This window comes from Ruegeria sp. PrR005, from assembly GCF_010500245.1.
Taxonomy (GTDB): Bacteria; Pseudomonadota; Alphaproteobacteria; order Rhodobacterales; family Rhodobacteraceae; genus Ruegeria_B; species Ruegeria_B marisflavi.
The window spans coordinates 169,875-191,318 of the sequence record NZ_JAAGOX010000001.1 but is presented as its reverse complement, the minus strand read 5'-3'; the positions used below and the strand labels follow the sequence as shown (position 1 = coordinate 191,318).

Annotated in this window: 21 protein-coding genes; 15 read left to right on the top strand and 6 right to left on the bottom strand. The window is 60.5% G+C overall.

Annotation, left to right across the window (positions count from 1 at the left end; genetic code table 11):
* Positions 1–7: 7 nt before the first annotated feature.
* From G0P99_RS00910 to G0P99_RS00895, 4 genes are read left to right on the top strand one after another with little or no spacing between them, the layout of a single operon-like run.
* Complete coding sequence (locus G0P99_RS00910) at positions 8–418, top strand: universal stress protein (RefSeq protein ID WP_164126835.1); 411 nt, start codon at positions 8–10, stop codon at positions 416–418.
* A gap of 35 nt (positions 419–453) precedes the next feature.
* Positions 454–960 (top strand): sulfopyruvate decarboxylase subunit alpha, encoded by a 507-nt coding sequence (locus G0P99_RS00905; protein ID WP_164126834.1) that lies wholly within the window; start codon positions 454–456, stop codon positions 958–960.
* Entirely contained in the window at positions 957–1,511 is a 555-nt protein-coding gene (comE, locus tag G0P99_RS00900; protein ID WP_164126832.1) for a sulfopyruvate decarboxylase subunit beta, read from the top strand. Before G0P99_RS00905 ends, comE begins: the two co-directional genes overlap by 4 nt.
* Complete coding sequence (locus G0P99_RS00895; protein ID WP_164126830.1) at positions 1,511–2,629, top strand: alpha-hydroxy acid oxidase; 1,119 nt, start codon at positions 1,511–1,513, stop codon at positions 2,627–2,629. Before comE ends, G0P99_RS00895 begins: the two co-directional genes overlap by 1 nt.
* A 78-nt stretch (positions 2,630–2,707) precedes the next feature.
* Here G0P99_RS00895 and G0P99_RS00890 read toward each other — a convergent pair whose 3' ends face one another.
* The 6 genes from G0P99_RS00890 to miaA form a co-directional block, all read right to left on the bottom strand.
* Positions 2,708–4,795 carry an ABC transporter ATP-binding protein gene (locus tag G0P99_RS00890; RefSeq protein WP_164126828.1) on the bottom strand — a complete coding sequence of 696 codons (2,088 nt, stop codon included), beginning with the start codon at positions 4,793–4,795 and terminating at the stop codon, positions 2,708–2,710.
* Between the two features lie 105 nt (positions 4,796–4,900).
* The gene (locus G0P99_RS00885) at positions 4,901–6,103 is read right to left on the bottom strand and encodes an ABC transporter permease (protein WP_164126826.1); all 1,203 of its coding nucleotides are present in this window, start codon (positions 6,101–6,103) and stop codon (positions 4,901–4,903) included.
* Between the two features lie 14 nt (positions 6,104–6,117).
* Positions 6,118–7,164, bottom strand: a complete 1,047-nt coding sequence (locus G0P99_RS00880) for an ABC transporter permease (protein ID WP_164126824.1) — start codon at positions 7,162–7,164, stop codon at positions 6,118–6,120.
* A gap of 140 nt (positions 7,165–7,304) precedes the next feature.
* On the bottom strand, positions 7,305–8,969 hold the full coding sequence (locus G0P99_RS00875; RefSeq protein WP_164126822.1) for an ABC transporter substrate-binding protein: 1,665 nt from the start codon (positions 8,967–8,969) through the stop codon (positions 7,305–7,307).
* 236 nt (positions 8,970–9,205) lie between these two features.
* Positions 9,206–10,006, bottom strand: coding sequence for a helix-turn-helix domain-containing protein (locus tag G0P99_RS00870; RefSeq protein WP_164126820.1), 801 nt, complete (start codon positions 10,004–10,006; stop codon positions 9,206–9,208).
* Between the two features lie 40 nt (positions 10,007–10,046).
* A complete protein-coding gene (gene miaA / locus G0P99_RS00865) occupies positions 10,047–10,949 on the bottom strand; it encodes a tRNA (adenosine(37)-N6)-dimethylallyltransferase MiaA (protein ID WP_239059621.1) in 903 nt (300 codons plus the stop codon).
* Between the two features lie 93 nt (positions 10,950–11,042).
* Here miaA and pyrH point away from each other — a divergent pair, with 93 nt between their 5' ends.
* From pyrH to lpxA, 11 genes are all read left to right on the top strand, one after another.
* Entirely contained in the window at positions 11,043–11,783 is a 741-nt protein-coding gene (pyrH, locus tag G0P99_RS00860; protein ID WP_164126816.1) for a UMP kinase, read from the top strand.
* 173 nt (positions 11,784–11,956) lie between these two features.
* Positions 11,957–12,520, top strand: coding sequence for a ribosome recycling factor (frr, locus tag G0P99_RS00855; RefSeq protein ID WP_164126814.1), 564 nt, complete (start codon positions 11,957–11,959; stop codon positions 12,518–12,520).
* An 8-nt stretch (positions 12,521–12,528) separates the two neighbouring features.
* Positions 12,529–13,263: an isoprenyl transferase gene (locus tag G0P99_RS00850; protein WP_164126812.1), complete on the top strand. Its 735-nt coding sequence runs from the start codon at positions 12,529–12,531 to the stop codon at positions 13,261–13,263.
* Positions 13,260–14,042 (top strand): phosphatidate cytidylyltransferase, encoded by a 783-nt coding sequence (locus G0P99_RS00845; RefSeq protein WP_164126810.1) that lies wholly within the window; start codon positions 13,260–13,262, stop codon positions 14,040–14,042. The genes G0P99_RS00850 and G0P99_RS00845 overlap by 4 nt, the downstream gene beginning before the upstream one ends.
* Positions 14,042–15,229: a 1-deoxy-D-xylulose-5-phosphate reductoisomerase gene (dxr, locus tag G0P99_RS00840; RefSeq protein ID WP_164126808.1), complete on the top strand. Its 1,188-nt coding sequence runs from the start codon at positions 14,042–14,044 to the stop codon at positions 15,227–15,229. The genes G0P99_RS00845 and dxr overlap by 1 nt, the downstream gene beginning before the upstream one ends.
* Before the next feature lie 5 nt (positions 15,230–15,234).
* Positions 15,235–16,587: an RIP metalloprotease RseP gene (gene rseP, locus G0P99_RS00835; RefSeq protein ID WP_164126806.1), complete on the top strand. Its 1,353-nt coding sequence runs from the start codon at positions 15,235–15,237 to the stop codon at positions 16,585–16,587.
* Positions 16,588–16,897: 310 nt separating this feature from the next.
* On the top strand, positions 16,898–17,023 hold the full coding sequence (locus G0P99_RS24905) for a hypothetical protein (protein ID WP_255455738.1): 126 nt from the start codon (positions 16,898–16,900) through the stop codon (positions 17,021–17,023).
* Positions 17,024–17,211: 188 nt separating this feature from the next.
* Positions 17,212–19,518, top strand: a complete 2,307-nt coding sequence (gene bamA / locus G0P99_RS00830) for an outer membrane protein assembly factor BamA (protein WP_239059620.1) — start codon at positions 17,212–17,214, stop codon at positions 19,516–19,518.
* 6 nt (positions 19,519–19,524) lie between these two features.
* Entirely contained in the window at positions 19,525–20,106 is a 582-nt protein-coding gene (locus G0P99_RS00825) for an OmpH family outer membrane protein (RefSeq protein WP_164126802.1), read from the top strand.
* 79 nt (positions 20,107–20,185) lie between these two features.
* A complete protein-coding gene (fabZ, locus tag G0P99_RS00820) occupies positions 20,186–20,659 on the top strand; it encodes a 3-hydroxyacyl-ACP dehydratase FabZ (protein WP_164126800.1) in 474 nt (157 codons plus the stop codon).
* Positions 20,656–21,441 (top strand): acyl-ACP--UDP-N-acetylglucosamine O-acyltransferase, encoded by a 786-nt coding sequence (lpxA, locus tag G0P99_RS00815; RefSeq protein ID WP_164126798.1) that lies wholly within the window; start codon positions 20,656–20,658, stop codon positions 21,439–21,441. The genes fabZ and lpxA overlap by 4 nt, the downstream gene beginning before the upstream one ends.
* Positions 21,442–21,444: the final 3 nt, after the last annotated feature.

Sequence of the window (21,444 nt, the reverse complement as noted above, 5' to 3'; positions counted from 1 at the left end):
GCCAATGATGTATGACAGAATTCTGGTTCCCATGGCGCTCGATCATGGCGTGTCCAGTTCCACCCTCGGCGTGGCAAAGGCCCTGTGTAATCCCGGCGGGCAGATTATCGCGCTGCACGTCTATGAGGCCCCGCAGGGATCAGTGAGCGCTTATCTGGACAAAGAGGTGGTTCGCGAAGCCTTTGAAGCCGCCCGCGCGTTGCTGGCCCAGAAAACGGCAGGAATACCTGGCATTCAGGCTGAGATTGTTTCCGGCCACACCTATCGCACGATCATCAGCTACGCGGCCGAACATGACATCGGGTGCATCGTTATCGGATCCCACAAGCCTGGGTTGAGCGATTATCTGCTTGGCTCGACCGCGGCCCGTGTCGTGCGCCATGCGCCCTGCGCCGTGCATGTCCATCGCAGTTCCTGAGATCAATTCATCAACAAGACAAAGGCCAACCGATCATGAGTATCGACAAGAAGATCGTGGACGACCTGGTCGCCAACGAGGTTTCGTTTATCACCACCGTGCCCTGCAAGCAGTTGGCGGGGGTGATCGAGGAAGTGGACCGGCGCGACGGGATCTTTCACATTCCGTCCAACAAGGAAGACGAGGGCATGGGGCTTTGCGCCGGTGCATGGATGGGCGGCAAGCGCCCGGCCATCATCATGCAGAACACGGCCATCGGCGTCACGATCAACACGCTGGCCACGCTGATCCAGTACTACCGGATGCCCTTGCCGATGCTGATCTCGTACCGGGGCGAGCTGCGCGAGCCGGTGGCCTGCCAGGTCGAGATGGCGGTGCATACCAAGGCGCTGTTGGCGCAGTTGAACATCCCCACCTACCACTTTCACCGGCAGAAGGATGTCGAAGAGTTCGACATGATCCTGAAGTACACCTTCATGTGCAACAAGCCGGTGGCGATTCTGACCGACGCCAATTTCTGGGGAGGCTATGGCGACCAATGATCCGTTCCGAGATCCTGCGCGAGATCGCGCCCATCCTGCGTGACCAGCTTGTCGTCTGCAACATCGGCATTCCCAGCCAGGAGCTGCATGCGATCGACGACCAGCCCACGAATTTCTACATGCTGGGGACGATGGGGCTGGCCTCATCCATCGGGCTGGGGCTGGCGCTGGCGCAGCCCAAGACGGTGATCGTGATTGATGGGGATGGCTCGGTGCTGACCAACCTGGGCACCCTGCCGACGATCGGCAACAACGCGCCGGGCAACTATATCCTGATGATCATCGACAACGGGTCCTATGGCTCGACCGGGGACCAGCCGACCTATACCGGCAAGAAGACCGACCTGGCCGGGATGGCGCGGGCGGCTGGTTGCGATAATGTCGTTGTTGTTCAGGATGTTGACACCGGACCCGCGCTGCAAAAGGCGATCGCGGGCAGGCGGGCCACGGTGCTGGTGGTGAAATGCGACAGCGGCAATGCCAAGATGCCGGTCATCACCATGGACCCCGTCATCATCCGCGACCGATTCATGAAGGCGGTGGCAAGCTGATGGGCGCCAACGCCATCCATTCAGCCGCCGACGCCCGCCGATTGGCACGGCGTCGACTGCCATGGATGGTGTTCGACTATATCGACGGCGCCGCAGGCCAGGAAACCGGGGCCGCGCGCAATCGGGTGGCCCTTGACGCGGTCACGCTGCGTCCCCGTATCCTGAAGGATGTCAGTCAACGCTCACTGGCCACTACCGTTCTAGGCGCATCGGCGGAACGTCCCTTTGGCATTGCGCCTATGGGGATGTGCAACCTGTCGCGCCCGGGCGCGGATCTGATGCTGGCTCGGCTGGCCGCAAGGCACCGTGTCCCGCATGGTGTCTCTACCGTGGCTTCGACCCCGATGGAGAAAATCATCGAAACAGCTGAAGGGTATGCCTGGTTTCAACTCTATTTCAGTGGGGATGGCAAAGGCACATTCAAACTTGTCGAACGGGCAAAAGCGGCCGGGTACAAGACCCTTGTCCTGACTGTCGACGTGCCAGAAGTGGGACGCCGCCCACGCGAGTTGCGGCATGGATTCAAGATGCCATTCCGTATCGGGCCACGCCAGTTTGTGGATTTCGCCCTGCACCCGCGATGGTCACTTGCAACGCTCTTCAGGGGCAAGCCGCAGATGGCGAATTTCGAAATGGACGGGTTTGAATTCGATCGGACCGAGACGCGCGCCAATCTGACCTGGGATATCCTCAAAAGGTTGCGTGATGCATGGCCCGGGACTTTGGTGGTCAAGGGCGTCCTGGATGTCGAGGACGCCAAGGGGTTGGTGATGGCCGGAGTCGACGCAATACAGGTGTCCAGCCATGGTGCAAGGCAACTGGAAAGCGCGCCCGCGCCAATTGATGTGCTGGCGGAGATCCGTGGCGCGTTGGGACCCGACTATCCGATCTACTACGATAGCGGTATCCGGTCCGGAGAGGATGTTCTCAAGGCACTGGCACGGGGGGCGAATTTTGCCTTTGTCGGGCGTATTCTACAATACGCCATTGCCGCTGCGGGCGAGGCCGGGCTGCACACCATGTGGACGATACTCAGCGAAGAGCTGAGTATCGCGATGGCTCAGATCGGGGTTACTTCGATCCGCGAGGCAAGCGAGCAGGCCCGACCGCTGCCGTAACCACAGAGAGTGTCGTTCGCCATTGTGATGCGATCAAGTTCTTGCTGGTCGGATTCCGACCGGACCACCGTTTCCAGTCTACTCAGCCGCGATCTTGATGACCGGCTCCATTTCGGCAAAAGCGTCTGCTGACAGATGGCACTTGATCTGGTGACCGTCCTCCAGGGTCTTGACCGGCGGCACTTCGCGTTCGCAAAGACCGCCTTCAACCTTGGACTTCCACCGGCAGCGGGTCTGGAACGGGCAGCCGGGCGGCGGGTTCATGGCCGAAGGAATGTCGCCGTCCAGAACGATATGTTTCTTCTGCACGCTGGTATCGGCAATCGGCACCGCGCTCAGCAGCGCCTCGGTATAGGGGTGATAGGGCGGGCTGAACACCTGGTCGGTGGTGCCCAGCTCGACCACATGGCCCAGATACATCACCATCACCCGGTCGCTGAGATAGCGCACGATCGACAGGTCATGGCTGATGAACAGCAGCGTCGTCTTCTGCTCGCGCTGGATCTCCATCAGCAGGTCGGTTACCGCCGCCTGCACCGAAACGTCCAGCGCCGAGACCGGCTCGTCCGCCACCACGATACGGGCGCCCCCGGCAAAGGCGCGGGCGATGCCGACCCGCTGTTTCTGGCCGCCCGACAGCTGTCGCGGCATCCGCTCGGCAAAGGCGCGCGGCAGTTTCACCAGATCGAGCAGTTCCAGCATCCGCTGTTGCCGCTCGCCATCGGTCTTGCCGATGCCAAAGATTTCGAGCGCGCGGATGATCTGGCGGCCCACGGTCATCGAGGGGTTGAGCGTGTCGAACGGGTTCTGGAACACCATCTGCACGTCTGAGACGGTCTTGGTGTCGCGCGCCTCGATCGGGATCTGTTCTATGCTGCGGTTGTCCAGCAGGATGTGGCCGTCAGTGGCGGTCTCGAGCCCCATCAGCACCTTGGCAAAGGTGGACTTGCCGCAGCCGCTTTCGCCAACGATTGCCAGCGTTTCGGATTCGCGTGCCTCGAATGACAAGGTCTCGTTGGCCTTGACCACCTTCTTCTCGCCGCCGCCGAACAGGGCATTGGCCGAGACCTCGTAATACTTCTTGAGGTTGTCCATCTTCAGAACCACCTCGCCGATCTCGCCCTTTTCCTTTTGTGCCGCGAGGGTGATCGGCGCGTTCCAGTCGATCTCGCGGAATTTCAGGCACCGGGTGTGGTGGCGGTCGTTGCCCGGCACCGCCTCCATCAGGATATCCTGCGCGTCACAGCGTCCAGCTTCGAAATAGTCACAGCGCGGACCAAAGTTGCAGCCGGGCGGGCGCTCGTGGGGCAGAGGGAAGTTGCCAGGAATGGCCACCAGCGGGCGGCTGTTCTTGTCGGCGCCCGGCAGCGGGATCGAGCGGAACAGCGCTTGGGTATAGGGGTGCTGCATCTCGTCGAAGACATCCTTGATCGAGCCGCGCTCCACCGCTTCGCCGGAATACATCACGCAAAGCCTGTCACAGGTCTCCAGCACCAGGCCCAGATTGTGACTGATGAACAGCATCGAGGTGCCGTATTTCTTACCCAGGTCCTTGACCAGCTCGACCACCGCGGCCTCGACCGTCACGTCCAGAGCTGTGGTCGGTTCGTCCAGGATCAGCAGCGCCGGTTTCGACATCAGCGCCATGGCGATGACGATGCGCTGCTGCTGGCCGCCTGACAGCTGGTGTGGATAGCTGTTCAGCATCCGCTCCGGATCGGGCAGGCGCACGTCTGTTACCACTTCGAGCGCGCGTTTACGCGCCTCTTCCTTGCTGACCCCCTCATGGATCATCGGCACTTCCATCAATTGTCTGCCGATCTTCATCGCCGGATTGAGGCTCGCCATTGGCTCCTGATAGATCATCGCGATCTCGTTGCCGCGAATGTCGCGCAGCTCGTCGGCACTCATCTGCGCCAGATCACGGCCCTTGAACTTGATCGTGCCGCCCACGATACGACCGTTCTTGCCCAGGTCCTGCATCACCCCCAGTGCCACAGTGGACTTGCCGCAACCGCTTTCGCCGACCAAACCCACCGCCTCGCCGGGCTGTACGGTGACCGAGAAATCCATCACTGCGGGGATTTCCCGCAGCCGGGTGAAAAAGGAAATCGACAGCTTGTCGATCTCCAGGATCGGCCCGTCATATTCCGCCAGTTTCGACATTATGCATCTCCCTGTTGGAGCGTGGGCCATTTCGACCCCTTGTTCTTCATTTCGCCCGAAATACTCCGGGGGGTCCGGGGGGCTGGCCCCCCGGCCGTGTTCACGTCAGTCCTTCAGGCTTTCCTCGCGCAGCCCGTCCGCCAAGAGGTTCAGACCCAGAACCAGCGACAGCAGCGCCAATGCCGGTGGCAGGGCTGGGTGCAGGTAGATCGACAACAGCTTGCGGCCCTCGTTGATCGTGCTGCCCCAGTCCGGGCTTTCCGGCGGCAGACCCAGGCCAAAGAAGCCCAAGGTCCCCAGAAGGATGGTGGTATAGCCGATGCGCAGGCAGAAATCGACAATCAGCGGCCCGCGCGCATTGGGCAGGATCTCCCACAGCATGATGTACCAGGGGCCTTCGCCCCGGGTCTGGGCGGCGGCGACATAGTCGCGTGTCTTGATGTCCATCGCCAGGCCCCGCACGATACGGAACACCGTGGGCGAGTTAACGAAGACCACCGAGACAAAGACCACCAGGATGCCGCCCGGAATGTCGAACGGGTCAAGCACCGAGGGCAGGCCGGGAATGCTGCGTACCAGATAGCCGCCTTCTGAAATCAGTGCCAGATAGAGCCACAGCGCGAACCCCAGCACCCCGATCAGCAGCGGCGTACGGAACGCGGGCTGGGTGCGGTAACGCGAGTTCAGCAGCACGCCCAGGAAAATGATCGGGAACATGAACAGCACGATGGCCATCATGGTGGGCAGGCCGGTCGCCACGATCTCGGGTGTGACCAGCAGGTAGAACAGCAAGATGACCGGAAAGGCCAGGATCAGGTTGGCAAGGAAAGACAGAAACGTGTCCAGCCGCCCGCCATAATAACCCGCCGGCAGGCCCAGCGTGATGCCGACCATGAAGGCGAACAGCGTCGCCAGCGGTGCGATCTGCACCACGATCCAGGCGCCCTTGATCACCCGGCTGAACACATCACGGGCCAGGTTGTCACCACCCAGCAGATACCAGGCATATTCTCCTTGCTCGGCCCCCGCCAATGGCGTGCCGGGCAGCTTGTTCTTCATGCCCGAGACTTGGCTCAGCGGGTCATGGGTGATGATTAGGTCCATGGCGCCAAAGATGCCGACAAAGACCCAGAACATCACCAGGCCAAAGCCGATCATGCCGATGGGGCTGTCAAACAGCTTGCCGTAGAGCCCCAGCCGCCGCTTGAACGCGATCGACAGGGCAAAGAGCAGCAAGAGTGCGATCCAGACCGATGACAGCTGGTACAGCACGCGGATGATGATTTCGAATGTACCGAGAGGTTCCATGTCCCGTTCCTCCCTTACGAAATGCGGATGCGCGGGTTGAGGTAGACATAGCCGATATCCGAGATCAGCTGCGTGATCAGAACCACGAAGACCGAAACCACCGATACCGCCAGCAGGAGCTGGATGTCGTTATTGCCCGCCGCCTCGACCAGAACCCAGCCGAAGCCTTTGTAGTTGAACAGGCTCTCGACGATGACGACACCGTTCAACAGCCAGGGGAATTGCAGCATGATCACCGTAAAAGGCGCGATCAGCGCGTTTCTGAGCGCGTGTTTGATCACGATATTGGGGAAAGACACGCCCTTGAGCCGTGCGGTGCGGATGTATTGCGCCGTCATCACCTCGGTCATCGAGGCGCGGGTCATCCGTGCGATATAGCCCATGCCATACAGCGCAATGGTCAGCACCGGCAGAAAGAAGTTCTCAAACGTCGGTTCTTCCATCGCTTGGGTCGCGGTGCCCTTGAACCATTTAAGCCCCACCGTTGAAGAGGTGAAGACCGCGATAAAGATCACGCCCGACACATATTCCGGTGTCGCGGTGCTGAGGATCGAGAAGGTGGAAAGCGAACGGTCCGTTCGCGATCCTTCGCGCATGCCCGCCAACACGCCCACCAACAGGGCCGAGGGCACCATCAGGATCATCACCCACATCATCAGGTAAAGCGTGTTGCCCAGCCGTTTCCAGATGATCTCATCGACATCGGCCTTGAACCGGGTGGAGTAGCCCCAGTCGCCTTGAGCAATACCGCAGAACCGTGGCGTTTCCTCCTGGGTCACGCCGGGACGCACGCAGCTGCCCACGAATTGGCCGTCGTTCAGGGTCTTGGTAAAGCCCGGCACCACACCCAGCCAGCGCCCGTATTTGGTAAGCAGCGGCTCGCTGTAGCCGCGATTGTCGAGCCAGGTCTGCACCTGCTCGTCGCTCATCCGCTGGTTGCCCTGGGTCTTCGCCAGTTTTTCCAGGTTGGGGTACAGGTTGGTCAGGAAGAAGACGATGAAGGTCAGGCATAATGCCGTCAGCAGCATCACCCCAAACCGCCGGAGTATGAAAAGTCCCATGTTAGCCCCTGTTGGTCAGGCTGGTCCGCAGCGGTTGCGCTCTTGGTTTCGGCGCCTGGATCCCACAAATCGCGTGGTGATGCTGCGGCTGGAGGAGCGCGCCCTTGGGCGCGCTCCGGTTTATTCCGGGTGTCGGCCGATCAGGCCGCCCAGCCCCACTTATAGTGGTGGTGTTCAAAGGCGATGTGCATGTCCGTACCCACCAGACCCTCTTTCATGTGGCGGTAAAGTGCGCGCCAATAGGGCTGGATGGTCACGCCTTCCTCTTGGATCAGGGCCTCGCCCTTTGCCACAACCTCGCGCCGCTTGTCGGCATCTGCCAGCGCCAGCGCGTCCGACAGGATGGCGTCGAACTCGGGGTTGGCCCAGCCGAACTCGTTCCAGGCCTCGCCCGAGCGATAGGCCAGCGCCCAGATCTGCACGCCCAGCGGACGGTGGTTCCAGTTGGTCGAGCTAAACGGATACTTCGTCCAGTCGTTCCAGAAGGTCGAGCCGGGCAGTACCGTCCGCTTGACCTTGAAGCCCGCGTCGCGAAGCTGGGCTGCCACGGCGTCGGTGGTGTTGCGGCGCCAGTCGTCGTCGATGGAGACGATCTCGTGCTCGAAATCCATCATCCCGGCTTCTTCCATCAGGGCCTTGGCCGCGGCCGGATCGTGCTTGCGCGCGGGCAGTGCAGCGTATTCCGGGTGGCTCGGTCCGACATGGTGGTTTTCGGCCGGTGCGCCGCGCCCGCCATATCCCAATTCGAGGCAGATGGCGTTGTCCACTGCCATCGAGATGGCCTGGCGCACGCGCTTGTCGGCATAGGGTTTCTTGCCGTCGACCTCGGCCAGCTGGTTCGGGCGCACCACCACGGTGCTCATGGTCACCACTTCGGACTTGGCATAGCCAAGGCCATCCATCACGTCGATGAATTCACCGACGGATTCGTGCAGCATGTCGACTTCGTCGGATTCCAGCGCCGACAACCATGCCGACGGGTCGGTGCCGTAGTCGATATACTCGATCCGGTCGAGCGCCGGGCGGCCGAACACCGCTTCGCCCCACCAGCTGTGGTTCTCGTTGCGCACCAGGACGCATTTCACACCCACTTCCAGCTCTTCGATCACATAGGGGCCGGTGCCCACATTGTTGGTCAGGTCGCTTTCGCTGAACGAGCTGTGTACGATAGCCGCAGGATAGTCAGACATGCCCGCGATCAGCGAGATGTCCGAATTCGGCAGATTCAGGCGCACGGTGTGGCTGTCGACCACTTCGATCGCGCCATCGAGCGCCTGACCGCTGTCGGCGTCGATCAGGGTGGCGAAACGACCTGCCATCGAGTTGGTTTCCGAGCTCTTGTCGCACCAGCGGGCGATGTTGCGCGCGACGTCATCGGCGGTGAAATCGTCTCCATTGTTCCACTTGACGCCTTTGCGGACGTTCAGGGTGTAGACGGTGGCGTCATCGTTGATCTCCCAGCTTTCCAGCAGGATACCGCGGAAGGTCCCGTCCGAGTTGTACTCGACCAGATATTCCATCGTGCCGCGGGTCTCGTTACCCAGTTCGGACCAGTCATATGTGCGCGGATCCTTCAGCTCGCGCACGCTCATCTGAACACGCAGCGTACCGCCTTGCTTGGCCTCGGCGGCGGCTGGCGTCGGAGCGGCCAGGCCAATCAGACCGTAGGCAGCAGCAGCGCTGACACCAAGACCGGTCGCGCGGGTGAGGAACTCGCGGCGGCTGAGTTTGCCATCGCGATACTCCTGCGCATGCATTTCCGCCGCCCAATGGGTGGACTGCGTGGTGTAAAGTTCGGTTTTCATGAAAGTCTCCCTGTGACTTCGTTCAGGTTCTGGAAGGTGTTGATCCAGAATGGCACCCGGTGCACCAATTGGACCGCCCTCAACTTGTGGAATTCTTGCGTCCCCATGGGGCCTATTCCGCAACAGAAATCACCTCACGTCAATGACTGGTTTCGTCACTTCCTGGTTAGAATGCGACATTGGACCGTCGATTTCTGACCCTGAGAGCGCTAAAGTGGACAGAAGTGTCCATTTCGTCATTTTGCCGTGCGACGCAGATCGCGGGGGGATTGTCCGGTTTGTTGTCGGACGAAGCGGGAGAATGACTGGATGCTGGAAAATCCAAGATCGCGCGCTATGTCGCCAATCGGCCGTTTTGTGCCGCAGATCAGGCCGCGCGCCGCATGCTCGATACGTCCCCACAAAAGATCGGAGGCCGTTCTGCCAGTTGACGCCTTGCAGGTTCGGGTCAGGTGTTCAGGCGTGACTCCAAGGGCGGCGGCATGCATCGAGACACCCTCACCGCTGTCAAAACTGGTGACCAAGCGTTCTGAGTATTTGCAGACGAGACGGCGGGCAGGGGTCACGGAGCCGGTCGGAGCCGAAGCTACGGATTTCCGCAGCAGCCAGATGCCGACCAGACTGGCAATGGCGTTCACGGCTTGGTTCGCATAGGGCCGGTCGGCCAGTTGCTCTTGCCCGATCGCGTCCAGCAGACCGGTAAGCTCCGCTTGGCTAGATGTGTCTCGTATTCTCAGATGCTCCGGCTTTTCCGGCAAAAGAGCCACGGCTCCGATCGGTATGGACAGCGCCTGTCCCAAACAGCCCCTGCCGAGTTCGAGCATGAAGAGATGCCGGGCGGGAAGAAACAGCGCATTGTGCGCTCCAAACCCCTCGCGCGCCCCCCCCAGAACACAAGTTCCTTGACCGCGAGTGATCCATATCAAGAGATGATGAGCCCGATCATGAGGGAGGTTGACCTGCCATGTCCCGCGCGCCGCCAGTTGCGCCAGGGTTTGGAGATGGGTCTGGTTCGTAGGGGCAGGGGCAAACGCCATGACGGGCCTATCCAAACATGTTGTGGCTGGTGCCGGGAATTCAGACCGGTACGGTCAGGTGGGTCCAGTCCTTCATTCGTGCGCGGAACCAGGTGCGCTGGCGCTTGGCATATTGTCGGGTCGCCACGGTAGCCTTTTCGCGTGCTGTATCCAGGGATATTTCACCACGCAGATACGCGACAAGTTCCGGGACGCCGATTGCCTTGTAGGCGGGCAACGAGGGTGTGTAGCGATCCATGATCGCTGTCACCTCGTCCAGGGCGCCTTGTTCCAGCATCTGGTCGAAGCGTCGCGCGATTCTATCCCACAGCCAAAACTTGTCGACCTCGAGCACGAGGGGCACACAATCTCGCAATTCAAGCGCGGGGGGCGGCGTCTCGGCCTGCCACTGGTGCAGGGCCCGACCCGATGCGCGCTGAACCTCCCAGGCCCGCTGCACCCGTGCCCGGTTCATCAGGTCGAGGCCCGCGGCTGTAACCGGGTCGACCCCGGCCAAGAGCGTTTCCATGGGAAGCTTATCCGCCTCGGCCCGTATCTCGGGCGGGGTCTCGGGTATTTTGGCCATGCCTTCGGTCAGAGCGGAAAAATAGAGCCCGGTGCCGCCGACGATGATAGGCCGTTCCGCGCCGCCGAGCATTGCCGTCGCATCCCGCATCCAATGGCCGGTTGAATAGGGGGTTTCACAAGATACGTAGCCATAGAGGCGGTGACGCACCCGCCGTTCGTCCTCTTCGGAAGGCCGTGCGCTGATCACCCGCCAGCAATCATATACCTGGCTGGCATCGGCGTTTACGATCACCCCGCCAAAACGCTCCGCGATTTCCATTGCCAATTCGGACTTTCCCGATGCGGTCGGTCCGGCAAGCAATATCGGCATGCCGTCCGGAATCTCGGGCAATTGGTCGATCAGTTTCATGGTCGATACGCGGCCTTTGTCGATCATTCTGTGTTTCCTGCCGCTACCTGCATTGAACCCTCTGTGTTTTTCCGTCATTTTGCGCCGGAAAAATAGACCTGTGCCAGAGCGGAGCGCAACATGACCCTGTCCCCAAAATCGGAAATCTCGGATACCAAGTACCAGCGCGTGATGCTGAAGATCTCCGGTGAGGCCTTGATGGGGGACCAGGGGTTTGGACTTCACCCACCCACGGTTCAGCGTATCGCTCAGGAAGTTAAGTCCGTTCACGATCTTGGCGTCGAGATTTGCATGGTCATCGGCGGCGGCAATATCTTCCGCGGCCTGAGCGGCGCCGCGCAAGGCATGGAGCGGACCACGGCCGACTATATGGGGATGCTCGCGACGGTAATGAACGCTCTGGCAATGCAGGCCGCGCTGGAAAGCCTGTCGGTCTTTACCCGGGTCATCTCGGCGATTCCGATGGACCAGGTATGCGAGCCCTACATCCGTCGCCGCGCGGTGCGACACCTGGAGAAAAAGCGCGTCTGTATCTTTGCGGCCGGAACCGGAAACCCTTACTTCACGACCGATACTGCAGCCACGCTGCGGGCCAATGAAATGGGATGTCAGGCCATCTTCAAGGGCACGAAGGTTGATGGTGTCTATGACAAGGATCCGGTCAAGTTCGCAGACGCCAAGCGCTACGATACTGTCAGCTATGATGACGTACTGGCCAAACGTCTTGGTGTCATGGATGCGAGCGCGATTGCACTGGCGCGTGATAACAATCTGCCGATTATCGTCTTTTCTCTGGATGAACCTGGCGGGTTCCGGGGTATCCTTGCCGGGCGGGGAACCTATACCAAGGTGCAGGGATAACTGGCACGCAAAGGACCCAGAGCTGGAAACGTAATGGCACGTGTTCCGAACGATCGGAGCCGTCGGAGCCTTCGGGGTGTTTCGACAGCCTTTCCATTTCTTGATCGCTATACATCTTGCCGGGGATGGCGTAAGACCCAATAAACAGGACCTCAAACAGAGGAGTGAGCAGCATGTCTGACGATTTCGAGCTGGACACCGATGATCTCAAGCGCCGTATGGAAGGCGCGATGCAAAACCTGAAGACCGAGTTCGCCTCGCTTCGGACCGGGCGTGCGTCCGGCTCGATGCTGGAGCCGATCCAGGTCGAAGCTTACGGCCAGATGACTCCGATCAACCAAGTCGGCACGATCAACGTTCCCGAGCCGCGGATGGTCACCATCAACGTCTGGGACAAGTCGATGGTCGGGAAGGTCGAAAAGGCCATTCGCGAGTCCGGTCTGGGCATCAACCCGCAGCTCAACGGCACGATCATCATGCTTCCGATCCCGGAACTGAACGAAGAGCGCCGCCGCGAGTTGACCAAGGTCGCGGGCCAATATGCCGAACATGCCCGGGTTTCCATCCGCAACGTGCGCCGGGATGGCATGGACCAAATCAAGAAAGCCAAGGCCGACGGCATGTCCGAGGATGACCAGAAGTTCTGGGAAGCCGAGGTTCAGGAACTGACAGACAAAATGATCAAAGGGGTGGACGCAGCGCTTGAGCACAAGCAAGCAGAAATCATGCAGGTTTGATTGCTTTCATGCCTAGTGACCAGCAATCCGGAACCGAATCCTCTGGTCCACGACACGTCGCCATTATCATGGATGGTAACGGCCGCTGGGCACAGGCCCGCGGTCGGCCGCGTTTGTTCGGGCATCATGCCGGCGCCAAGCGCGTGCGTGAAGTGGTTGAGGCCTGTCCAAGTCTGGGCATCAAGTATCTGACGATATTTGCCTTTTCGACCGAGAACTGGAAACGGACCCAGGTCGAGGTGGCCGGTCTGATGAGCCTCTTCCGTCGCTATATCGCCAAGGAGACCCGGGCGCTGCATGCGCGCGGGGTCCGGGTGCGCTTCATCGGCGACCGGGTGCGGCTGGATACCAAACTGATCGCGCTGATGGACACGCTCGAAGAGCAGACGCGTGAGAACGAGGGCGTACATCTGACAATCGCGCTCAACTATGGCGGCCGCGACGAGGTGGCCCGCGCCACCCGCCGTCTGGCCCGCGACGTGGCCGAGGGCCGGTTGAAACCCGAGGAAGTGGATGAGGAAACGCTGCCGCGCTACCTCGATACACGGGTGCTGCCGGACCCTGACCTTGTGATCCGCACCAGCGGCGAGGCGCGGATCTCGAATTTCCTCCTCTGGCAGTCGGCCTATTCCGAATACGAATTCATCGACACGCTGTGGCCTGATTTCACCGCCGACGAACTGGCCCGGCTGTGCCAAAGCTATGGGAGTCGCGACCGTAGGTTCGGCGCGGTCAAGGCATGAGCGAGGGGCGCTGGTCCGACCTGACAGCCCGCGTAGGCTCGGCCGTGGTGCTGGCGGGATTGGCCGGGATCGAGCTTTGGCTGGGCGGACTGTGGTTCGAAAGCTTCATCGCCATCGTCACCGGGCTGATGGTTTGGGAACTGATGCGGATGATCGCGCCCGAGCGGAGCGGGCCGGCCATACAGATGGCGCTGCTCACGGGCTTTGCGGTCCTGCTCGCCTATCACCTGCCGCCGCTCTACAGCTTACCAGTACTGGTAGCCCCGGCTTTGGTGGGGGCCGGACAGGCAGGGCGGTACAAAGGACTCTACGCTGTTTTCGCGCTTTGGATCGCTTTTGCTGGTCTGGGCTTCATATGGATTCGCGAGGTCAAGGGCCTCGACTGGATGCTGTGGCTGATCCTCGTGGTGGTGGCCACTGACATGGCTGGCTATTTCGTGGGCAAGCTGATTGGTGGACCGAAATTCTGGCCGCGTGTCAGCCCGAAAAAGACCTGGTCGGGCACCGCGGGTGGCTGGGTCGCAGCGGCGTTGGTTGGGGGTGGATTCGCCTTTTTCGCTGGGCTGGGTGCTGGTTTGCTGATCCTGTCGGTGCTGGCCTCGATGGCGAGCCAGGCGGGTGATTTCGCCGAAAGCGCGCTAAAACGCAGGATGGGGGTCAAGGACAGTTCCAACCTGATCCCGGGCCATGGCGGTTTTCTCGACCGGTTCGACGGGATGATGGGGGCTGCGGTCTTTGTGTTGCTTGTCGGACTGCTGCGCGCGCTTTGGGGGGCCTGATGACCGCTGCAACTCCGCGCAGGGTCTCGATTTTCGGGGCCACTGGGTCCATCGGGCAGAACACGATCGACCTGATCGCGCGTGATCCGGATGCCTATGACGTGGTGGCGTTGAGCGGCGGCGCCAATATAGCGCAGTTGGCAGAGGATGCGCGGAGGCTGCGCGCCGATGTTGCGGTGACCGCCTTTCCCGAAAAGCTGCATGATCTGCGCGCCGCGCTTGCGGGCAGCGGGGTCGAGGCGGCAGCGGGGTCCGCGGCGCTGGTTGAAGCTGCCGCGCGCCCGACGGATTGGGTGATGTCGGCCATTGTCGGAGCGGCGGGGCTGGCGCCGGGGCTGGCGGCGCTCAAGCAGGGCGCCACCTTGGCGCTGGCCAACAAGGAAACGCTGGTTTGCGCCGGGCCGCTGGTGCTGGAAACCGCGCGACAGCATGGTGCCCGGCTGCTGCCGGTGGACAGCGAGCATTCGGCGGTGTTCCAGGCGCTGGTGGGTGAGGATATGGAGGCCGTCGAACGGATCGTCATCACCGCCTCTGGTGGGGCGTTCCGCGACTGGCCGCTGGAGCGGTTGGCCAGCGCCACCGCAGAGCAGGCTGCGAGGCATCCCAATTGGGACATGGGCCAGCGGATCACCATCGACAGTGCCTCTATGTTCAATAAGGCGCTGGAAGTTATAGAAACAAGAGAGTTTTTTGGAATAGACCCTGGCAGGATCGAGGTCATTGTGCACCCTGAATCCATGGTCCATGCGTTGGTCGGGTTCCGCGATGGCGCGCTGATGGCTCATCTGGGTGCGCCCGACATGCGGCACGCGATCGGCTATGCGCTGCATTGGCCGGAACGGCGAGAACTGCCGGTGGCGCGGCTTGACCTTGCGGCGCTGGGGCAGCTTAACTTTCGCGCCCCTGACGATGCCCGCTATCCGGCCCTGCGACTGGCGCGCCGGGTGATGGCGCGAGGCGGGTTGTCGGGTGCCGTATTCAACGCCGCAAAGGAACGTGCGCTGGATCATTTCATCGCGGGGCATATCGGATTTCTCGACATGGCGCGGTTGGTCGAGGCGGTGTTGGACCGGTTTGAGTCCGACCCGGGTCTTATTGACGCCCCAATGACCCTTGATACTGTGACACAAACAGACCATCTGGCCCGTCAGAGGGTGGACGCGGCCATGGCACAACGAGCAGGGTAGGGACTTTGGATATTCTGGGCTTGATTCCGCAATTTGGTGGGCTGCTGTACACGATTGCCGCGTTTGTCGCGGCACTGTCCGTGATCGTTGCAGTGCACGAATATGGCCACTACATAGTCGGACGCTGGTCGGGCATCCATGCCGAGGTGTTTTCCATCGGGTTCGGGCCTGTCTTGTGGAGTCGGGTCGACCGGCGTGGAACCCGCTGGCAGATCGCGGCGCTTCCTTTCGGTGGCTATGTCAAGTTCATGGGGGATGCCAACGCGGCATCCGGCAAGGATGGCGACTCCATGGCCGATATCTATCGGCGAAACCCCCAGGATCTGCGTCGCACCATGCATGGCGCGCCGCTCTGGGCGCGCGCCGCGACCGTCGCAGCCGGTCCGGTGTTCAACTTTGTTATGTCGATTCTGGTTTTCTCTGCGATCTTTCTGGCACGCGGTGTTCCCGTCGAACCGCTGACTGTAGGCGAAACGCAGAACTACCCAGGAATCGAAAGCGGATTGCGGCCGGGTGACAGGATCGTGTCGGTTGCCGGGCATATTCCGCCCGAAGGAAACGAGTCTTCCGGGTGGGACAGGTTTGAAACGCTTCTGCCACTGGAAAGCCCGCTGGACTATAAAGTTGCCCGTGACGGCGCCGAGGTGGTGGTGGCAGGCCCGCATTTCTATCCTGCGGTGGTTGGTTCGGTGATCCCACGCAGCGCGGCACAGGATGCGGGGCTGCGCCCCGACGATGTGATCGCAGCCATTGATGGGACACCGATTGTTGCATTTCGTCAGTTGAAGGATACCGTCGAGGGGTCGGGCGGAAAACCTTTGGTTCTGGATGTTTGGCGGGACGGCGAGACGTTGCAATTGTTGCTTGTGCCGCGCCGAACCGACACGCCGAAGCCCGAGGGAGGGTACGAGACCAACTGGCGGATCGGCGTTGCCAGCGGGCAGGCGTTCGAGCCGGCAACAACAACACCTAGTGTGGGCGCTGCTCTAGCGGCTGGGGTCGAGGGCACCTACAACATCGTGCAGTCCTCGCTGTCCGGCCTTTGGCATATGATCGCCGGTCAGATATCGACCTGCAATATCTCGGGGCCAATCGGGATCGCGCAGGCCTCGGGGGCTGTCGCCAGCCAGGGCGCACAGAGCTTCATTGCCTTCATCGCCGTGCTGTCCACGGCCGTTGGCTTGCTGAATCTGTTCCCGATACCGGCGCTGGATGGCGGACACCTGATGTTTTACGCTTACGAGGCGGTGGCGGGCAAACCCCCCAGCGACAATGTGTTGCGGGTCCTGATGGCGATCGGCATTACCCTGATCCTGTCGTTGATGCTGTTCTCGCTCAGCAATGATCTTTTCTGCTGACGGCGCCAACGGCTCGATAGAAACAGACAATTCGTTTCAGGGGCCGTGCGGCAAACGCCGGGTGGCCGTTTGGTGCCATGTCTCAACCTAATCATGGTCAGTCGATGAAAGTTTTAGCGACGCGAGGACGTGGCACGCACACCAAAGGCCAAGAAAGCGTGAAATCTCGATGAACTTGTACGTTTTGCAGGTTCCACCCGGCCGGTTATGCGCAAAGCCGAGCAAGTCTCGCTGAATGTGAAATGCGCCAAAGTCTTGCCATATTCGGCGGCTAATCTGCCACGGAAATGAAGAAAGCGGGAGCTTTGCCATGCAGATGTTGAATCATTCCTATCGCGGTCTGGGTCTGCTCATGCAGTTGAACTGGGATCGCATTCTATTTGTCGGAGCAATCGCAGCGGCTCTGTTTCTGGGCGCGTTTCTGGGCAGCTTCTGACCTTTGTCCTCCAGTTCCAAGGCAAGACGCGGCTCTTGAGCCGCGTCTTTCGTTTTTGGGCTTTTGACAACCCGGCTCAATCCCGGTACTGACTGACCAAAGTCTGCTGAAAATCTGGGTTGATAATAAAGATGAACAACAGGAGTGGCACAGGTAGATACTGTGGCGGTCGAATTTCTGGCAGCCATATGTTGATGAATTCTGTCTCGGCGATTTTTCTGGTGACGGCAACGAGTTTGGTCAGCTTGCCGCAAGCAGCGTTCGCACAATCCTATACCTTTACGTCGGTTCAGGTTGAGGGAAACCAGCGCATCGAAAGCTCGACAATCGTGGCGCGAACCGGAATCGAGCGGGGCAAGGAAGTCAGCGCCGGACAACTCAACGATGCCTATCAGCGCGTGCTTGACAGTGGCGTCTTCGAGACAGTCGAGATGATTCCGCGTGGCAACACCCTGGTGATCAAGGTCACCGAGTTCCCGACGATCAACAAGATCAACTTTGAAGGTAACAAACGCGTCAAGGACGAAACCCTCCAGGGGGCTATCACGTCGGAATCTCGGCGCGTCTTTACCGCCGAACAGGCGGAACGCGACGCGGCGACAATTGCCGAGATTTATTCGACTCAGGGCCGTGTGGCGGCAACGGTCGTGCCGCGGATCATCCGCCGCAGCGACAATCGGGTCGACCTGGTTTTCGAGATTGCCGAAGGCGATACCATCGAGGTCGAGCGCGTCAGCTTCGTTGGCAACCGGGCGTTTTCAGACCGGCGCCTTCGCCGCATTCTCGAGACCAAGCAGGCGGGTCTTCTCCGGACTTTCATTCGGTCCGATACGTTTATTGCCGACCGGATCGAGTTCGACAAGCAGGTCCTGCGCGATTTCTATCTGTCGCGCGGGTATGTCGATTTCCGTGTAAACAGCGCCAATGTCGAATTCACCCGGGAAAGGGATGCCTTCTATCTGGTTATGGATGTAACCGAAGGCCAGCAGTTTTCCTTTGGCAACATCACCACGGTCAGCGAAATCCCGGGTGTAGACGCCGCCGAGTTCCAGGCCGCGCTCAAAGTCAAGCCGGGCGTGGTCTATTCCCCGAGCCTGGTGGAGAACTCGATCGCCCGGCAAGAGCGCCTTGGACTCAAGAAGGGCGTCGATTTTCTGCGGGTTGAACCGCGGATCAAGCGAAACGACCGGGATCTGACGCTGGATATCGAGTTCGCGCTGGTGAAAGGGCCCCGTATCTTCGTCGAGCGGATCGACATCGAAGGCAATACCACCACCTTGGACCGGGTGATCCGTCGTCAATTCCGCACGGTCGAAGGTGATCCGTTCAATCCGCGAGAAATCCGCGAAAGCGCTGAACGCATCCGGGCATTGGGTTTCTTTGCGGATGCAAACGTGGAAACCCGCGAAGGCTCGACGCCGAGCCAGGTCATTGTCGATGTGGATGTCGAGGAACAACCGACCGGCTCGCTGAGTTTTGGCGGTAGCTACTCGGTGTCCGACGGTTTCGGCGTTGCCATCGGGCTTAGCGAGAGCAACTTCCTTGGCCGGGGCCAGCGTCTGGGCTTGACCCTGTCGACCGCGCAGGATGCCGAACAGTACATCCTGTCCTTCACCGAACCGCAGTTGCTGGGCCGCGATCTGAAGTTCGATATCGATCTGGGAATTTCGGCGACCAATTCGAGTTTTGCCAGCTACGACACGGATCGGCGCTTCTTTGCCCCCGGGCTGACCTTCCGTCTGGGCGAGTTGTCCAGTCTGCAACTCAGATATCGCTGGGATGCCAGCGAGATGATCAAGCGGAGCGCCACATCTGTCAGTGGCAATGTCATCGCCAGCGAAATCGCCCAAGGGCGCCTGACGACCAGTTCAATGGGACTGACCTATACCTATGACAGCCGGATCGGTGGGCTTAACCCGAATGCCGGGGTCCTGTTCGAGGTCGGTGTCGATGCGGCTGGTCTTGGCGGCGACAACGAGTATTTCAAGACCAACGCGCGCGCCATCGCCCAGACACGGGTCTGGCACGAGGAAATCACGTTGCGCGCCTCGGTGGATGTCGGTGCCTTCAGCTGGCAGGGTAGCGGATTTAGCCGGGCGATTGACCGCTTTGTCATCGGGCCGAATACGTTCCGCGGCTTCGAACCGGCGGGTGTGGGGCCGCGCGACCTGTCCAACGGGGTGAACGACGCGCTTGGCGGTAACTATTACGCTGTGGCGCGGTTCGAAGCAGAGTTCCCCTTGGGCCTTCCCGAGGAATTGGGCCTGCGCGGCGGTTTGTTCTATGACGTCGGCAACGTCTGGGACCTGAGCGATGTGAACACGGCTGGCGGTACCATAGTGGGCGCGGACGGGTCTTTCCGGCATGTGATCGGTTTCTCGCTGCTTTGGACGACGGCCTTCGGACCGCTTCGGTTCAACTTCTCCAAGGCGCTCAAGAAAGAGACCTTTGACAAGGAACAGAGTTTCGACCTGACAATTCAGGCACGGTTCTGATCGCCGATGTCACGTAAAAGCTCAGGGCGGGGGCGGCTTGGTCTGGCGGTCGCATTCGCCTTGACACTCGCGGCTACCGGCTCTGCGTCGGCTCAGCAGTTGGGATTGCCGCGGCACGAAGTGCTGACGATCTCGGGCGAGATTCTGTTTGCCAAATCGGCTTATGGACGGCGGGTGATCGACGAGATCGAGGCCGAAGGCGCGCTTTTGGCGGCAGAGAACGAGCGTATCATCGCCGAACTCAGCCGCGAGGAACTGGACCTGACAGAAAGGCGCGCCAAGATGGAACCGGATGCGTTCCGTGTTCTGGCCGAAGCCTTTGACCGAAAGGTTCAATCTCATCGGGAGAATCAGGAAGCCAAGCGCGAGACACTGGCCCGGCGTGGAGACGCCGCGCGCGCGGCCTTTGTGGAACTGACCCGCCCCATCCTGGGCGCGTTGATGCGGGATACTGGTGCCAGCGTCATTCTGGATCGGTCGACGGTGTTCTTCAGCCTTGATTCAACCGATGTCACGGCCCTGGCGATCAGCCGGATCGACGAAGCGATTGGCGACGGCAGCGCGTTGCGCAAGGACGGCAACAACTGATCGCTTCGGCTTTGCTTGCTGTTGTCTGTCAGTATTGTTAATTCCTGATGAACGCATACGAATACAGGACCTGCACCGCATGACCACCGAAACCAAGAGTGCCGACATCCAGTTGATCCAGCGGATTCTGCCGCATCGCTACCCGTTTCTTCTGGTGGACAAGGTTATCGAGATCAACGGCTACTCTTCGTCCGTGGGCATCAAGAACGTCACCATGAACGAACCGCATTTCCAGGGCCATTTCCCGGGAACGCCAATCATGCCCGGTGTGACCATCGTTGAAGCGATGGCGCAGACAGCCGGCGTGATGCTGGGTGTCGGCATGGATATTATCGACAGCGAATTGCTGATCTATTTCATGAACATTGATAACTGCAAGTTCCGCCGCAAGGTGGTGCCAGGCGATGTCATGAAAATGCACGTCGAGACGTTGCGCGGCAAGATGGGCGGCAAGATCTTCAAGTTCAAAGGTGTTGCGACGGTCGACGGTGAAGTCGCGGCAGAAGCCGAGTTTTCGGCCTATGTCGACCTTACCGGAGAGAAGAGTAAATGAGCCGCATTCACCCCAGCGCTGTCATCGAAGAGGGGGCGAAGATCGGTCAGGACTGCGTGGTCGGCCCGTTCTGTGTGGTCGGTCCCAATGTCGTTCTGGGCGATCGGGTTGAACTGAAAAGCCACGTGGTGGTCACCGGCAATACCTCGGTGGGCGAGGATACCGTGATCTTCAACTTCGCCGTCGTGGGCGAAATCCCCCAGGACAAGAAGTTCGGGGGTGAGGATACGCGGTTGGAGATCGGAGCACGCAACCGGATCCGGGAACATGTCACCATCAATACCGGTACGTCTGGCGGCGGTGGGGTGACGCGGATTGGAAATGATGGGTTGTTCATGGCCGGTTGTCACGTCGCGCATGATGCCCAGGTCGGTGACAGGGTCATTGTGGTGAACAGTGTCGCCATCGCCGGTCATGTGGTGCTGGAAGACGACGTGATCGTTGGCGGCCTGGCCGGGGTGCATCAATGGGTGCGCATCGGCCGGGGCGCGATCATCGGTGGCCTCGCCAAGGTCACGCATGATGTCATCCCCTATGGCCTGGTCAACTCTGACAGCGGGGTTCTCGCTGGGCTCAACCTTGTGGGGCTCAAGCGTGCAGGATTACCGCGCACCGAAATCTCGGCCTTGCGGGCCGCTTTCAAGGAACTGGCCGAGGGGCAAGGCACCTTTCTGGAGCGGATCGAGCGTCTGGCCGAAAGCGCCGAAAGCGCCCATGTGCAGGAGATCGTCGAGTTTGTGCGGGCCCATAGCGACCGTTCCTTTCTGACGCCCGGAGTCTGAGCC